Annotated in this window: 15 protein-coding genes; 7 read left to right on the top strand and 8 right to left on the bottom strand. The window is 70.9% G+C overall.

The genetic code is table 11. The features are described 5' to 3' along the window. Positions 1-3: 3 nt before the first annotated feature. Entirely contained in the window at positions 4-1,278 is a 1,275-nt protein-coding gene (locus ACFVH5_RS22850) for a VWA domain-containing protein (RefSeq protein WP_385835464.1), read from the top strand. Continuing rightward, a complete protein-coding gene (locus ACFVH5_RS22845) occupies positions 1,278-2,090 on the top strand; it encodes a hypothetical protein (protein WP_385835463.1) in 813 nt (270 codons plus the stop codon). The genes ACFVH5_RS22850 and ACFVH5_RS22845 overlap by 1 nt, the downstream gene beginning before the upstream one ends. Positions 2,091-2,484: 394 nt before the next feature. On the opposite strand, the gene ACFVH5_RS22840 is transcribed toward ACFVH5_RS22845, so the two are convergent. Continuing rightward, positions 2,485-3,123, bottom strand: a complete 639-nt coding sequence (locus ACFVH5_RS22840; protein WP_385835461.1) for a winged helix-turn-helix transcriptional regulator — start codon at positions 3,121-3,123, stop codon at positions 2,485-2,487. 86 nt (positions 3,124-3,209) lie between these two features. Here ACFVH5_RS22840 and ACFVH5_RS22835 point away from each other — a divergent pair, with 86 nt between their 5' ends. The 3 genes from ACFVH5_RS22835 to ACFVH5_RS22825 all read left to right on the top strand — a co-directional run bounded on the left by ACFVH5_RS22835 (position 3,210) and on the right by ACFVH5_RS22825 (position 6,423). Then, a complete protein-coding gene (locus ACFVH5_RS22835; RefSeq protein ID WP_385835460.1) occupies positions 3,210-4,418 on the top strand; it encodes a pyridoxal phosphate-dependent aminotransferase in 1,209 nt (402 codons plus the stop codon). Between the two features lie 71 nt (positions 4,419-4,489). After that, positions 4,490-5,134, top strand: a complete 645-nt coding sequence (locus ACFVH5_RS22830) for a hypothetical protein (RefSeq protein ID WP_385835459.1) — start codon at positions 4,490-4,492, stop codon at positions 5,132-5,134. A gap of 509 nt (positions 5,135-5,643) precedes the next feature. Further along, on the top strand, positions 5,644-6,423 hold the full coding sequence (locus ACFVH5_RS22825; protein ID WP_385835458.1) for a chitosanase: 780 nt from the start codon (positions 5,644-5,646) through the stop codon (positions 6,421-6,423). A gap of 70 nt (positions 6,424-6,493) precedes the next feature. Here the strand turns inward: ACFVH5_RS22825 and ACFVH5_RS22820 are convergent, their stop codons facing one another. The 7 genes from ACFVH5_RS22820 to ACFVH5_RS22790 all read right to left on the bottom strand — a co-directional run bounded on the left by ACFVH5_RS22820 (position 6,494) and on the right by ACFVH5_RS22790 (position 12,381). Continuing rightward, the gene (locus ACFVH5_RS22820; RefSeq protein ID WP_385835494.1) at positions 6,494-7,876 is read right to left on the bottom strand and encodes a nucleobase:cation symporter-2 family protein; all 1,383 of its coding nucleotides are present in this window, start codon (positions 7,874-7,876) and stop codon (positions 6,494-6,496) included. 345 nt (positions 7,877-8,221) lie between these two features. After that, entirely contained in the window at positions 8,222-9,601 is a 1,380-nt protein-coding gene (locus tag ACFVH5_RS22815; RefSeq protein WP_385835457.1) for an 8-oxoguanine deaminase, read from the bottom strand. 66 nt (positions 9,602-9,667) lie between these two features. Then, positions 9,668-10,615 (bottom strand): factor-independent urate hydroxylase, encoded by a 948-nt coding sequence (pucL, locus tag ACFVH5_RS22810; RefSeq protein ID WP_384815871.1) that lies wholly within the window; start codon positions 10,613-10,615, stop codon positions 9,668-9,670. A 5-nt stretch (positions 10,616-10,620) separates the two neighbouring features. Further along, a complete protein-coding gene (locus ACFVH5_RS22805) occupies positions 10,621-11,073 on the bottom strand; it encodes a hydroxyisourate hydrolase (protein ID WP_385835455.1) in 453 nt (150 codons plus the stop codon). Further along, positions 11,070-11,591, bottom strand: a complete 522-nt coding sequence (gene uraD / locus ACFVH5_RS22800; protein WP_384815876.1) for a 2-oxo-4-hydroxy-4-carboxy-5-ureidoimidazoline decarboxylase — start codon at positions 11,589-11,591, stop codon at positions 11,070-11,072. The genes ACFVH5_RS22805 and uraD overlap by 4 nt, the downstream gene beginning before the upstream one ends. A gap of 173 nt (positions 11,592-11,764) precedes the next feature. Then, positions 11,765-12,076 carry a helix-turn-helix domain-containing protein gene (locus ACFVH5_RS22795; RefSeq protein WP_385835493.1) on the bottom strand — a complete coding sequence of 104 codons (312 nt, stop codon included), beginning with the start codon at positions 12,074-12,076 and terminating at the stop codon, positions 11,765-11,767. 53 nt (positions 12,077-12,129) lie between these two features. Further along, a complete protein-coding gene (locus tag ACFVH5_RS22790; RefSeq protein ID WP_384815879.1) occupies positions 12,130-12,381 on the bottom strand; it encodes a hypothetical protein in 252 nt (83 codons plus the stop codon). A gap of 291 nt (positions 12,382-12,672) precedes the next feature. Between ACFVH5_RS22790 and ACFVH5_RS22785 the strand changes: the two genes are divergently transcribed. Continuing rightward, a complete protein-coding gene (locus tag ACFVH5_RS22785; protein WP_385835454.1) occupies positions 12,673-13,539 on the top strand; it encodes a TIM barrel protein in 867 nt (288 codons plus the stop codon). An 88-nt stretch (positions 13,540-13,627) separates the two neighbouring features. Beyond that, a complete protein-coding gene (locus ACFVH5_RS22780; protein WP_385835453.1) occupies positions 13,628-14,542 on the top strand; it encodes a 2-hydroxy-3-oxopropionate reductase in 915 nt (304 codons plus the stop codon). Positions 14,543-14,892: the final 350 nt, after the last annotated feature.

Raw genomic sequence — 14,892 nt, 5'->3', positions numbered from 1 at the left:
TCGATGATCACAAGACAACGGCTGGCGGCGGGCGCCTGCGCCCTGCTCGCCACCCTGGCGGCCGGGATCGCGCTCCCGCCCGACGCCGTCGCCGACGAGCCCTCGGGTACCGCCGCACCCAAGGTGAACCTGCTTCTCGACGTCAGCGGCTCCATGAGGGCACGGGACATCGACGGCCAGTCCCGGATGGCGGCAGCGAAGCAGGCCTTCAACGAGGTCCTCGACGCGACCCCCGAAGAGGTCGAGCTGGGCATACGCACACTCGGCGCCAACTACCGCGGCGACGACCGCAAGACAGGCTGCAAGGACACCGAACAGCTCTACCCCGTGGGGCCGTTGGACCGTACCGAGGCGAAGACGGCGGTCGCGACCCTGTCGCCCACCGGCTGGACCCCGATCGGCCCCGCGCTCCTCAAGGCCGCCGACGACCTCGAAGGCGGTGAGGGCTCCCGCCGTATCGTCCTCATCAGCGACGGCGAGGACACCTGCGCCCCGCTGGACCCGTGCGAGGTGGCACGCGAGATCGCCGCCAAGGGGATCGGCCTCACCATCGACACGCTGGGTCTGGTGCCGAACACCAAGCTCCGGCAGCAGCTGAGCTGCATCGCGGAGGCGACCGGCGGCACGTACACCTCGGTCGAGCACACCGACGAACTCACCGACAAGGTAAACCAGTTGGTCGACCGTGCGGCCGACCCGGTGGTCACACCCGTCGCCGTCGAAGGCGCCGACGCGTGCGCGAAGGCACCCGAGGTCAAGTCGGGGCTGTACACCGACCGTGAGGAGTTCGGGCAGCACCGCTGGTACCGCGTGGACCTGCCGGCCGGCTCCGAACTGCGCGCCTCGGTGAGCGTCGCGGCCGACCGCCAGGTCGACCGCGACTACGGGGTGTCGCTGCGGGCGGTCACCACGAACGGCCGTGAGATCGTGCGCGGCGAGACCACCGGCACCGGGCGGACCGACGTCATGTCGGCCGGTCTGCGCTATCCCAAGGCGGAGAGCGACGACTCCGACGACTCCGGGTCCGCGAGCGAGGTCGTGTGCCTCCAGGTCGCCAACTCCTTCTCGGCGGCCTCCGGCGTGAAGACCACACCCGGTCTGCCGCTCGAACTGACCATCGACATCGTGGACGGGCCCGACGCGTCGAGCGACGTGGCCTCCTTCGGCCTCGGCCGCGGCTGGTGGCTGCTCGGCGCACTGGTGCTCACCGGCTTCCTCGCGGGTGTGCTGTGGGGTTGGGTCTCGCGCTGGCGGGTCGCGGTCTGGAGGACCAACTGATGCGTACGAAGCTTGTGTTGAGAGCGGCGAGCGCGGGACTGCTGCTGCTCGGGGTCGCGGCGGTTCCCGCGGTGGCCGACTCCTCCCCCTCCGCGAGCCCGTCGGACGACTCCGACGCGCCCACCTCGGCGGGGACGTCCTTCCGTACGGCGGCCGAGGTCGACCAGGGGCAGCGGGCGACCGCAGGAGCGTCCACGGGCGACTACCTGTACTGGTCGTTCCCCGCCGACGCCGGGCAGCGGCCGACGGTGAAGGCGAAGGTGAAACTGCCGGACTCGCATGCCTCCGCGACCTGGCAGATCGATGTGTACGACGGGCTGCGGCGGCGTCAGGCCTGCCAGTACGGGGCGCAGACGCGGACCGCGGCGCAGGACGCCGGCTCGGTGGAGCTGTCCTGCACGCTGCGTACGGTGCGGGCCTGGTCCGAGCCGTGGGCCGACGATCCGCTGCCGGGGACGTACTACATCCGGCTGACCACGGTCGGACTGACCGCTGCCGACCTCGGGCTGCCGGTGACCACCGAGGTGCGGGTCGACTCCAAGGAGATCGGCGGGGCGGCGGCGGTCGACGGCTCGCTGTCCGAGCCGTTGGTTCCGGGGATCGCGGTCAAGGCCGCGGCCGAGGCCGAGTCGGGCGACGAGGAGTCCGACTCGCCCGCGGCCGTGCTGTCCAGCATCGAGCCGGATGACGGGTGGGCCTCCGGGTGGTGGTCCGACCGGTGGGTCTGGACGGGGATCGGGGGTGTGCTCGCCGCTCTCGCGGGGATCGGGGGCTACGCACTGACACGCGGAGCGGGGCGGCCGCGGCCGTAGCGTTGGGCACGTCACCGGTGTGCGGGTGCGTCGTGGTTGGCCGCGCCGTTCCCCGCGCCCCTTCGGGGCCGTGCGTGCGTCGTCGGCTGCGGGTCCGTCGTGGCTGGCCGCGCCGTTCCCCGCGCCCCTTCGGGGGTGGCCGTGCGTCGTCACCTGCGGGTGCGTCGTGGCTTGTCGCGCAGTTCCTCGCGCCCCTGAGGGGGCCCGGCCAGGGCCGCCCGAGGGGCGCGGGGAACTGCGCGGCCAACCACAGCGCACCCGCAGCCGACAACGGCCCCAGGCCCCGTCCCACCCAGGGGCGCGGGGAACTGCGCGGCCGGCCACAGCGGACCCGCGGGCGAATACGGGCCCGGGGTCCCCAAGAGCCCGTGGGCCGGCGACGCACCCGGGTGGGTCACGGCTCGCGCAGTGCCTTTGACAGAGGGCTGTCGCCCGAGACCGCCACGCGGTGCGTGCGTATCGCCTCCGCGAGTGTCAGGTCGCCGCGGCACAGCGCCGTGCACGTCTCCGTGTCCAGGGCGAGCCGAGCGTCCGGCGCAGAGGGCGCGGACCCCTCCCCGTAGACCGGCTGCTCCCCGGCCACGGCCCCGGCACGGACGTAGAACTCGCCCTCGTCCAGGCGGACTTGGACGACCCCCTCACCGAACCCCTCCAACGCCCGCAACAGCGGCAGCGCGAACCAGTGCGCCCGCACCGCGTCCGTGGGCCGCCGTTCCCCGAGCAGCGGCGCCCCCCACTCCCCGAGCGCCTGCAGCACGGGCAGCAACTCCCGCCCACGGCCGGTGAGTTCGTACACGTACACCGCCCCCGGCGGCGGCATCCGGCGGCGCGTCGTCAGACCGTCCCGTTCCATGTCCTTGAGCCGGGAGGCGAGCACATCCGTGCTCACCCCGGGCAGATCGGCATGCAGGTCCGTGTAGCGGCGCGGCCCGGCCAGCAGCTCGCGGACGATCAGGAGGGTCCAGCGGTCACCGACGGCGTCGAGCGCCCGGGCAGCGGAACAGTACTGGTCGTAGCTTCGGCGAGGTGACATGCGACGCAGTCTAGACAACTTGTTGGACTTTCCAAGCGTGAACTTGGTAAAACCAAGCAACACCACAACCTGGAGGTGCGCACCGCATGGAGTTCCGGCAGTCGAGCAAGCTCAGCGAGGTCTGTTACGAGATCCGGGGCCCGGTCATCGAGCACGCGAACGCCCTGGAGGAGGCAGGCCACAGCGTGCTGCGCCTCAACACGGGCAACCCCGCGGCCTTCGGCTTCGAGGCCCCGCCGGAGATCCTCCAGGACATGATCCGGATGCTCCCGCAGGCACACGGCTACACGGACTCGCGCGGCGTCCTGTCGGCCCGCCGCGCCGTGGCGCAGCGCTACCAGGAACGCGGCCTCGAAGTCGACGTGGACGACGTCTTCCTGGGCAACGGCGTCTCCGAACTCGTCTCGATGGCCGTCCAGGCCCTCCTGGAGGACGGCGACGAAGTCCTCATCCCCGCACCGGACTTCCCGCTCTGGACGGCGGTGACGACCCTCGCGGGCGGCAAGGCCGTGCACTACCTGTGCGACGAACAGGCCGACTGGTACCCGGACCTCGACGACATGGCGTCGAAGATCACGGACCGCACGAAGGCCGTCGTCATCATCAACCCGAACAACCCCACCGGCGCGGTCTACCCCAAGGAGATCATCGAGGGCATCCTCGACCTGGCCCGCCGGCACGGTCTGATGGTGTTCGCGGACGAGATCTACGACCAGATCCTGTACGACGACGCCGTGCACCACACGGCCGCCGCGCTCGCCCCCGACCTGGTGGTCCTCACCTTCTGCGGCCTGTCGAAGACGTACCGCGTGGCGGGTTTCCGCTCCGGCTGGATGGTGGTGACGGGGCCGCGCCAGCACGCGAAGAGCTATCTGGAGGGCCTCACCATGCTGGCCTCCATGCGGCTGTGCGCCAACGCCCCGGCGCAGTACGCCATCCAGGCCGCGCTCGGCGGCCGGCAGTCCATCCACGAACTCACCGCGCCCGGCGGCCGGTTGCGCGAGCAGCGTGACATCGCGTGGGAGAAGCTGAACGAGATCCCCGGCGTCTCCTGTGTGAAACCGAAGGGCGCGCTGTACGCGTTCGCGCGGCTCGACCCCTCGGTCCACAAGATCCACGACGACGAGAAGTTCGTCCTCGACCTGCTGCTGCGCGAGAAGATCCAGGTGGTCCAGGGCACCGGTTTCAACTGGCCGCGCCCCGACCACTTCCGCATCCTCACCCTCCCGTACGCCGACGACCTGGACGCGGCGATCAGCAGGATCGGCCGGTTCCTGAGCGGCTACCGGCAGTAGAGGGGAATGTCAGACCCAGGTCGTAGCCTTCGTCTTCGATGAAGAGTTCCGCTCTGGGGAAGGAGCACCCCGTGACCCGACCGCCGACCGCCGCGCAGCGGCGCGTCATCGACGCCGCCGATCCCGTGAGCGGGCGGCTCAGGGGTACGGAGGGCCAGCTCGCGGCGCTGGTGCGACACGGGCTGGCCTTCCGGCACCCCCGCCCGCCGCACGACCACTTCCTCACACCGGCCGGGTACCGGGTACGCGAGGAGCCGGCCGCCCCGGTGGCGGCCCCCGCCGAGGCCTCCGTACCCGCCGGTTCGGCCTCGGGCGTGTTCGCCGCGCGGGTGGGCGGCGAGGAGAGCGCCGACGCCGGGCCGTCACGCCTGCGTGAGGTGCGCGGCGCCTGGCAGGGGCTGCTGGAGATGCGCCGGATGACCAACACGGGCGGCGTCATGGACCGGCCGTGCGCATGGGAACGTACGCATCTGGTGCAGGCCGCCGCCCTGGCCCTGGAGGCGGCGGGACTGCGCCCGGCGGAGGCGGGCCCCGCCGCCGCGGGATACCGGGTGCGGGCGACACCCCAACCGGAGGCCGTCGCCGTGCGCGAGCCGGACGCGGCGGCGCTGCGGGAGTGCGCGACGACGCTGGAGAAGGCCGGCTGGCAGGTCAGCGAGCACGCAGAACCGCGCACGGGAGCGCGCTACCTACTGGCGTCGCCCCGCCGGTCCTGAAGACCCCAACGGCCTTGCGCGGACTGCCGGTTGCGCGGCCCCGCTGACGCCAGGTCATCGCCGAGACCTGCCGGCCCCGACCGGGTCACTCCGGCTGATGGCGGGCGTCGTACGCGGCGCGTGACTCGGCGATCGTGACGCGGTGTGGAACGTCCAGCACTCATACGGAGGCCGTGACCATGTCGCCCCGCCGCCCCTACCCGTTCCCGTCACCGACTCGGGGGCCAGCCCCCGAACCCCCGCTCCTCAAACGCCGGAGAGGCTGACCGATAGCCCGTCCGGCGTTTGAGGACGAGCGCGCAAGCGCGACAGGGGGTCTGGGGCGGAGCCCCAGGGTCGGGAAGGGCAAGGGCGGCGGGGGCGAGAAAACGCTTGACGGGTATACGTCACTCTCAATCTCTGGTAGGAAACTTTCCTAACAGTACGGAAGAGCGACTCCCACCCCCACTGGAGGTCCCGTGCACACCCCCCACACCCCCATGAGCTCCTCCCGTCGCACCATCCTCGCGATGATCGGAGCAACCCTGGTGGCAGGCCCAGCCCTCACCGGCACCCCCGCGAGCGCCCAAGGCACCGCGGCCCCCGGCCTCGACGACCCGGCGAAGAAGGAGATCGCCATGAAGCTGGTCTCCAGCGCGGAGAACTCCTCGCTGGACTGGAAGGCGCAGTACCAGTACATCGAGGACATCGGCGACGGCCGTGGCTACACCGCGGGCATCATCGGGTTCTGCTCGGGCACGCACGACATGCTCGACCTCGTCGAGCTGTACACCCAGCGCAAGCCGGGCAACCCGCTGGCCGGTTACCTGCCCGCCCTGCGCCGCGTCGACGGCTCCGACTCGCACGAGGGACTGGACCCCGGTTACCCGGACGCCTGGCGCCGGGCGGCCCAGGACCAGGCGTTCAAGCAGGCCCAGAACGACGAGCGGGACCGCGTCTACTTCAACCCCGCGGTCCAGCGCGGCAAGGCGGACGGCATCGGCACGCTCGGCCAGTTCACGTACTACGACGCCATCGTCATGCACGGCAACGGCGGCGACAGTACGAGCTTCGGGAGCATCCGCAACCGGGCGCTGGGCCGGGCCAGGCCCCCGGCCCAGGGCGGCGACGAGGTCACGTACCTCAACGCCTTCCTCGACGCCCGCGTGTGGGCGATGAAGCAGGAGGAGGCCCACTCGGACACCAGCCGCGTGGACACCGCCCAGCGGGTGTTCCTCAGGAACCGGAACCTGAACCTGAACCCGCCGCTGGACTGGCAGGTCTACGGGGACAGTTTCCACATCGGCTGAGGAGCCCGAGGAACCCGAGGAGCCTGAGGAACCCGGGAAACCGGGCCGGTGGCCGCTCGCTCGCGAACCGTCAGCGAGCGGCCACAGGCCCCGTGCCCGCAGCCGCACCCGGAGTCGTCGGAGCCGGAACCGAACCCGGCCCCACCCCCGGCCCCGGCTCCATCGGCGCCGTCACCTCGTCGCACTCACGGCTTGCGCCCAGGTGGTTGAAGACCAGGTTCAGCGCCACGGCCGCCACGCACCCGGTCGAGATCCCCGAGTCCAGGATGATCTTCGCGATCTCCGGGAACGCGTGGTAGAACTCCGGCGCGGTGATCGGGATGATGCCGACGGCCAGCGAGACCGCCACGATCAGGACGTTGTTGTCCTTCTCCAGGCCGGCCTTGACGAGGGTCTGGATACCGCTCGCGGCCACCGAGCCGAACAGCACCACGCCCGCCCCGCCGAGCACGGGCCGCGGGACCACGGCTATCAGCGACGCGGCCATGGGGCACAGGCCCATCAGGACGAGGAAGCCGCCGCCCGTGGCCACGACGTACCGGCTGCGGATGCGGGTCATCGCGACCAGGCCGATGTTCTGGGCGAAGGCGCTGCACATGAAGCCGTTGAACAGCGGGCTGACGGCCGAGCCCAGGGTGTCGGCCCGCAGGCCCGCCGCGATGGTCTTCTCATCGGCGGGGCGGCCCACTATCTCCCCCAACGCCAGCATGTCCGCGGTCGATTCGGTCATCGAGACGACCATCACCACGCACAGCGAGACGATCGCGGCGAGCTGGAACTGCGGGGCTCCGAAGTGGAACGGCGTCGGGAAGCCGACGACCGCCGCGTCGGCGACCGGCGCGAAGTCGGTGACACCGAACGGGATCGCGACGAGCGTGCCGGCGACCAGGCCCAGCAGTACGGCGATCTGCTTGACGAATCCGCGGGTGAAGCGGCGCAGCAGCAGGACGATGAGAAGGGTCGCGCCCGCCAGGCCCAGGTTGGTGGTCGAGCCGTAGTCGTGGGCGGCCGGGTCGGGTCCCTGGGCCCAGCCGAAGGCGACCGGCATCAGGGATATGCCGATGAGGGTGATGACCGTGCCGGTGACGACCGGCGGGAAGAAGCGGACCGCCTTGCTGAAGAAGGGGGCGGCGAGGAAGCCCAGAACACCCGCCACGATGACCGCGCCGAAGATGACCGGCAGGGCGTCGCGCTTGTCGTCGGTGGAGTTGACGACCGCGATCATCGGCGCGACCCCGGCGAAGGTGACGCCGTTGACGAAGGGCAGGCGGGCGCCGATCTTCCAGATGCCGAGGGTCTGCAGGAAGGTGGCGAGTCCCGCGGTGAACAGACAGGCACCGGTGAGGAAGGTCAGTTCGGTCGCGGTCAGGCCCACGGCCGCGCCCACGATCAGGGGTGGGGCGACCACTCCGGCGTACATGGCGGCCACGTGCTGCAGTCCGCTGGTCGCCATCTTCAGGGCGGGGAGTTTCTCGTCGACCGGGTGTTTCTCCGGGCTGGTCGCGCTTACGTCCGTACTGCTGGGCAGGTGCTGGGCAGCCACGGCGGCTCCTCCGGTCGGGTACACGTCGGCGTTGACGTGGGTGTCAGGGAGGTCTTGTTCTCTGGCAGGACTTTCTGGCGGGACGGCGCCCGTCACGGAGGGGGCGTGGCGGGGCGTACGGACGGAAGGGGACCGTTCCGGGGCGCGGGCAGTTCGTGCGCGCGCCCCGGAGACGGTCACCGCGGACCCCGTTCGGGTCGGCGGCCACCGGCCGAGGGCCGTCCCCCTCGGCCGGAGATCATGGCGGGGACGAGGTCAGGCCCGCGCGGCGATCCGCGCGAGGCGCTGGGCCTCGTCCCGCGTGGAGCGGGCGATGGCGTCCTCGTCGACGTTCAGCAGCCGGTTGTTCTCGACGATCTGCTCACCGTTCACGAAGGACGCGGTGACCGGCGCCGCGGCGCCGAAGACGAGTGCGGTGACCGGGTCGGCGATCGACGCGTGGGCCAGGGTGTCCAGCTTCCACAGCACGAGGTCGGCGAGCTTGCCCGGCTCCAGAGAGCCGATCTCCGGTGCACGGCCCAGGACTTGGGCTCCGCCGTACGTACCCAGCCGCAGCGCCTGACGGGCGTTCAGCGCGGCCTCTCGGTGGGCGCCGAGGCGGTTGATGAGCAGCGCGTTGCGCAGTTCGGTGTGCAGTTCGCCGGATTCGTTGGACGCCGTGCCGTCGACACCCAGGCCGACGGGGACGCCGGCCGCGAGCATGTCGGGCACCCGCGCGATCCCGGCCGCCAGGCGGGCGTTGGAGGAGGGACAGTGGGCCACCCCCGTCCTCGTACGGGCGAAGGCGGCGATGTCGGAGTCGTTCATGTGGACGCAGTGGGCCATCCACACGTCCTCGCCGAGCCAGCCGGTCGACTCGAAGTAGTCGGTCGGGCCCATGCCGAACAGTTCCTTGCAGAACTGCTCCTCCTCGACCGTCTCCGAGCCGTGGGTGTGCAGCCGCACCCCCTTGCGCCGGGCCAACTCGGCGCCCTGGCGCATGAGTTCGGTGGACACGGAGAAGGGTGAGCAGGGTGCGACGGCCACCTGGGTCATGGCGCCGAAGGAGGCGTCGTGGTGTTCGTCGACGGTCGCCTCGGTGGCGGCGAGAGCGCCTTCGAGGGTCTCGACGGCGAAGTCAGGCGGCAGCCCGCCGTCCTTCTCGCTGCGGTCCATGGACCCGCGGGCCAGGGTGAAGCGGACACCCGTCTCACGTGCGGCGCGGATGATCGAACCCGACAGGTCGCCGGAGCCCTCGGGGAACACGTAGTGGTGGTCCATGGCGGTGGTGACTCCGCCGCGGGCCATCATGCCGAGGGAGCCCTGGGCCGCCGCGTAGGTCATGCGCTCGTCGATGCGCGCCCAGGTCGGGTACAGGGCGACGAGCCAGTCGAAGAGGTTGTGGTCCGTGGCGAGGCCGCGGGTGATCCACTGGTAGAAGTGGTGATGGGTGTTGACCAGGCCCGGGGTGACGAGGTGGCCGGTCGCGTCGATCCGGCGTACGACGTTCTCCAGGCCCTCGGGGGCCTTGCCCGCACCCAGCGACTCGATGCGGTCGCCCGCCAGGACCAGATGGCCCGACGTGTACTCGGTGTCGTCGGCGTCCACGGTCGCGATCGAGCAGTTCTCGATGACGATCCGCCGGTCTGCTGCCATGGTTCGTCCTTCTGCCGTGCCGAAAAGGGTTGCCGCCAGGGGGAGTCGCTGACGGAGGCGGGTGCGTCAGAGGTTGCTGAGGTCCACCGGGATGAGCGCCTCGCAGCCGTCCCGCAGGATGGTCGCCTCGATCAGGCCGTACGGCCGGTCGGCGGCGAAGTACACCTCGTTGTCGTTCTTGAGGCCGAACGGCTCCAGGTCGACGAGGAAGTGGTGCTTGTTCGGCAGCGAGAAGCGGACCTCGTCGATCTCGTCGCGGTTCTCTATGATCCGCGCGCCCATCTGGTACAGGGTCTGCTGCAGCGACAGGGAGTACGTCTGCGCGAAGGCCTGGAGCATGTGCCCGCGCACCTGTGCGTAGGACTCCTCCCAGTCGGGCATCGGCTGCTCGTCGTCGGTCCAGTTGAACCGCCAGCGGCCGGAGACCTCGGTGGCGAGGATGCGGTCGTACGCCTCTTTCAGCGTCGTGTACTTGTCCTTGACGTAACCCCAGAATTCGGAGTTCGTCGAGTTCAGGACGACCAGGTCCTTGAGGCCGGAGACGACCTCCCACGAGGAGCCGTCGTACGTGATCTGCGTGACCCGGGTCTCCTGGCCCTTGCGGGCGAAGGAGTGCCCGCCCTCCTCGGCGCCGGCGGCCGACGGGTCCGCCTCCGGGGTGCCGATCCGCTCCCAGGAGTACTCCTCTATACGGATCCGGGCGGTGCGGATCGGCTCCTGCGAGGTCACGAAGTGCCGGGCGAGGTGGATGCCGAACTGCTCGGCGGACTCGATGCCGTGCTCCTTGGCGAAGGCGTACACCGTGTTCTTGGTGGTGTCCGTCGGCAGGACGTTCGCGTTGGAGCCCGAGTAGTGGACCTCCTCCATGTCACCGCTGAGGGCGACGGAGACGTTCAGGTCCTTGATGTGGTGGGTGGCGCCGTCCCGGGTGATCCGGACGACGCGGTTCTCGGCCTTGCCGTACTGGTTCTGCGCCAGGACAGCCGGACGGGCGGAACGGGGCTGGGTGGTCATGTCTGCTAGCTCCCTCGGTAAACGGAGTAGCCGAACGGGTTGAGCAGCAGCGGTACGTGATAGTGCTCCCCCGGGCTGACGGCGAACGTGATCGCCACCTCGGGGAAGAACACCGGTGCGGCACCGCTGTCCCGGTTCGCGGGGGCGTCCTGCTGCGCCTCGGCCTGGTTCTTCACGGGCTCGTTCTCGGGCTTGCTCTCGGGGTTCTTCTCGAAGTACGCCTCGACGGCGAAGTCGAGCCGTACGTGTGTGGTGCCCTCCGGCAGGGCCGGCAGGTCCTTGCACCGGCCGTCCGCGTCGGTCGCGGAGCCGCCGAGCGCCCGCCACCGCGCGTCACGGCCGGCACGGGCCGCGAGCAGGACGGCGACTTCCGCGGCGGGGCGGCCGACGCTGGTGTCCAGGATGTGCGTGGACACGGAAGCGACGGCGGCGACGGAAGCGGTGGTCTCGGTGGTCATGCGGGGGCGTCCTCTTCGACGAGTGGGGCGAGCCGGATGCGGTTGATCCTGCCCAGTTCGGTGCGCACGATCTCGCGCTCCTGTGCGGGCGTGTTGCCGCTGCGCTCCTTGAGCGCGTCACGCATCTGTTCGCCGGTGAGGCCGGTCGCGCAGATCAGGAAGACATGGCCGAACCTCTCCTGGTACGCCAGGTTCAGTTCGAGCATCTCCGCCTTGAGTGCGTCGGAGGCGCCGGCCATGCCGCGCTGTTCGCGGGATGAGGTCGGGTCGCCCGGCTTCGGGCGGCCGATCGGCGGGTGGCCGGCCATCGCCTCCGCCAGGTCGGCGTCGGTCAGGTCGGCCATCGCTGCGTCACTCCGTGCGAAGAGGTCGTCGCCGGTGGCGTACGGGCGGCCGGTGAGCAGGCTGTGCGCCCAGGCCGTCGAGGCGCACAGCTCGTGGAGGGCGGCGCGGGCCGCGGGTTCCTCCAGGGTGTTGAACCGGGCGAGGCCGCCGGGTGTCGTCGTACTCGAAGTCACGGCAAGCCTCCGTGGCCTTGTGCTGGACGGGCTGCGGTCAGCTAACGCTCTCGGAAACACCACGTCAACACTTTGTTGAAAAATCCAGGTAACGAAGACGTCCTTCGCCCGGGCGCCCCGATCCCGGGCCGGCCACCGTTCTCCCAGCTCAGGCCCTCTGCCCAGACGTCCGCTCAGGCGTCCTTCTCGCGGTTCAGGTAGTTGTAGACGGTGAACCGCGAGACGCCGAGCGCGCTCGCCACGGTCTCCACGCCGTGCCGCACGGAGAAGGCTCCGCGCGCCTCAAGGATGCGTACGACCTCCTGCTTGGCCTTGCGGTCCAGTTCGGCCAGCGGCTTGCCGCGCTTGCGCTCCAGGGCGGCCAGGATGTGGTCCAGCGAGTCGGCGAGCTGCGGCAGACGGACGGCCACGACGTCGACGCCCTCCCAGGAGAGCACCACGTCGTCGGGTCCCGCCTGGTCGGCGGGCAGCATCTCGGCACCCATGGCGTCGACCAGCGGCTTGACGGCCGACACGAAGGGGTCGTCCGCGGACCGGGTCACCGACCCTCCTCCCCGATCACGTTGAGCTGCAGCGAGACCCGGGTGGCGCCCGCGTCCAGGGCCTTGCGCAGCAGCGCGTCGACCGCGGTGAGCACCGAATCCGCCCCGCCCTCGGCGGTGTTGCCGAACGGACCGACGTCGACCGAGTCCAGTTCGGCCGCCTCGATGACCTCTCGGGCGACCAGCGCGTGCGGCGGCGCCTCGTCGAGGTCGAAGGGTTCGGTGGTGAACTCCACTCGCAATCGCACTGTGCCCCCATGGCATCACTCAGGTCCGTGTCTGCGACGGCCCAGGCCCGGCCGACCAGAAGGCGACCCTAGCCCACCCGGAACCCCCCTCCCGGCCGCCGAACGGGACCCGGACCCGACCAGGGACACGCCCGCTTTTCCCGCCGACCCCTCTTGACAAGGTTCCCCCACGAAGGCAGCCTTTCCATCAAGCAGAAAAGAACTTCCGCAATACGGAACTGCCGATGCGGGCCCCGCCACACGGGCCCGGCCATACGGACCTACTCGTCACGGAAGGGAGCGCCGACCCCTATGCCCGGTTTCTCGATGGACGCAGCCGCAGAGCAGCGCTTCAACGTCAACCTGTCGATCCTCTTCACCGAGCTGCCGCTCCTGGAGCGCCCCGCGGCCGCCGCGGCGGCGGGCTTCACCGCGGTCGAGCTCTGGTGGCCCTGGACCGACACCCCCACCCCCGACCGCGCGGGACTCGACGCCCTCAAGAAGGCCATCGAGGACGCGGGCGTACAGCTCACCGGCCTCAACTTCTACGCCGGGCAGCTGCCGGGCCCGGACCGGGGCGCACTGTCGATCCCCGGCGAGGAGTCCGAGCGGTTCCGCGCGAACATCGACGTGGCCGCGGACTTCGCCCGCTCACTGGGCTGCACGGCCCTCAACGCCCTGTACGGCAACCGCGTCGAGGGCGTCGACCCCGCCGAGCAGGACGAACTCGCCCTGGAGAACCTCGTACTGGCGGCCCGCGCGGCCGACCGCGTCGGCGCGGTCCTGCTGATCGAGACGCTCAACAAGCCGGAGTCGCCGCTCTATCCGCTGGTGAGCGCCGAGGCCGGGATCGCCGTCGTCGACAGGGTGAACGAGGCGACGGGACTCGGCAACGCCCGCTTCCTGATGGACCTCTACCACCTGTCCATGAACGGCGAGGACCTGCCGTCGGTGATCGAGCGGTACGCCGCCAGGACCGGCCATGTCCAGATCGCCGACAACCCGGGCCGCGGCGCACCCGGCACGGGCTCGCTCCCGCTGGCCGACCTGCTCGGCCTGCTGCGCAAGCAGGGGTACGAGGGCTGGGTCGGCCTGGAGTACAAGCCGGGCGACCGGCCGAGCGCCGACTCCTTCGACTGGCTCCCCCGCGGGGCCCGCGCCGCCCGCACCGCGCGATGAGCAGCAACTCCCTTTCATAGCAGCGTAGTTGGTCCAGCACAGCAGTTGACGCAGCACAGCAGCCAGCAGTCAGAGAGGCACCCTCATCATGAGCAATCCTGCCGACAGTTCCCACGCGTCCCGTCCGACGATCGCCTGGATCGGCCTCGGCATCATGGGCTCCCCCATGTCGGAGAACCTGATCAAGGCCGGCTACGACGTCACCGGGTTCACCCTGGAGCAGGACAAGCTGGACCGGCTGACCGCCGCGGGCGGCACCGCGGCCGGGTCGATAGCCGAGGCCGTACGGGACGCCGACGTCGTGATCACGATGGTGCCCGCCTCCCCGCAGGTCGAGGCCATCGCGTACGGGCCCGACGGCATCCTGGAGAACGCGCGGTCCGGCGCCCTCCTGATCGACATGTCCTCCATCACCCCGCAGACCTCCGTGGACCTGGCCGAGGCGGCGCGGGGCAAGGGCATCCGGGCCCTGGACGCCCCGGTGTCCGGCGGCGAGGCGGGCGCGGTCGAGGCCGTGCTGTCCATCATGGTCGGCGGCGAGCAGGCCGACTTCGACCAGGCCGAGCCGATCTTCGAAGCGCTGGGGAAGACCATCGTGCTGTGCGGTCCGCACGGCTCCGGCCAGACCGTGAAGGCCGCGAACCAGCTGATCGTCGCCGTGAACATCCAGGCGTGCGCCGAGGCCGTGGTCTTCCTGGAGAAGTCGGGCGTCGACCTGAAGGCGGCCCTGGACGTACTGAACGGCGGCCTCGCCGGCTCGACCGTACTGACCCGCAAGAAGGACAACTTCCTGAACCGCGACTTCAAGCCGGGGTTCCGCATCGACCTGCACCACAAGGACATGGGCATCGTCACGGACGCCGCCCGCAACGTCGGCGCCGCGCTGCCCGTCGGCGCCGTGGTCGCCCAGCTCGTCGCGTCCTTGCGCACCCAGGGCGACGGCGGCCTGGACCACTCCGCGCTGCTGCGCGCGGTCGAGCGCCTCTCCGGCGCGAAGGTCTGACCGCCCGCCCCCACGGACCCGGGCGGCGCCGGCGCTGACACCTGTCCTGTCGCGCCCAAGCGGCGGCGCCGCCCGGTACCAACAACTCCACAGCTGCGCCTGAGATCTGACGGGAGGTCAGGCCGCAGGCGCACCGCCCGCGAGGACCGTGGACCCGGATGAGGGGTAGTCCACGGAACGAGCGGGCAGGGCGAGGGCCGCGGCGGTGCGCACGCCAGTGCGGTGGTGAAGGTCCCGGGGCTCCCTTCTCGACATGAGGGAAGGGAAGCGTTGGGAACCGTCGCACCGCCGCGGTCCCGGCCGAGAACCGACGACGATGAGCGCCGAGTACGGAGAGTCCCGTACACGGC

The organism is Streptomyces sp. NPDC127119, assembly GCF_042677425.1.
In the GTDB taxonomy this organism is placed as follows: domain Bacteria; phylum Actinomycetota; class Actinomycetes; order Streptomycetales; family Streptomycetaceae; genus Streptomyces.
This window is presented reverse-complemented; position numbering and strand designations above follow the sequence as displayed.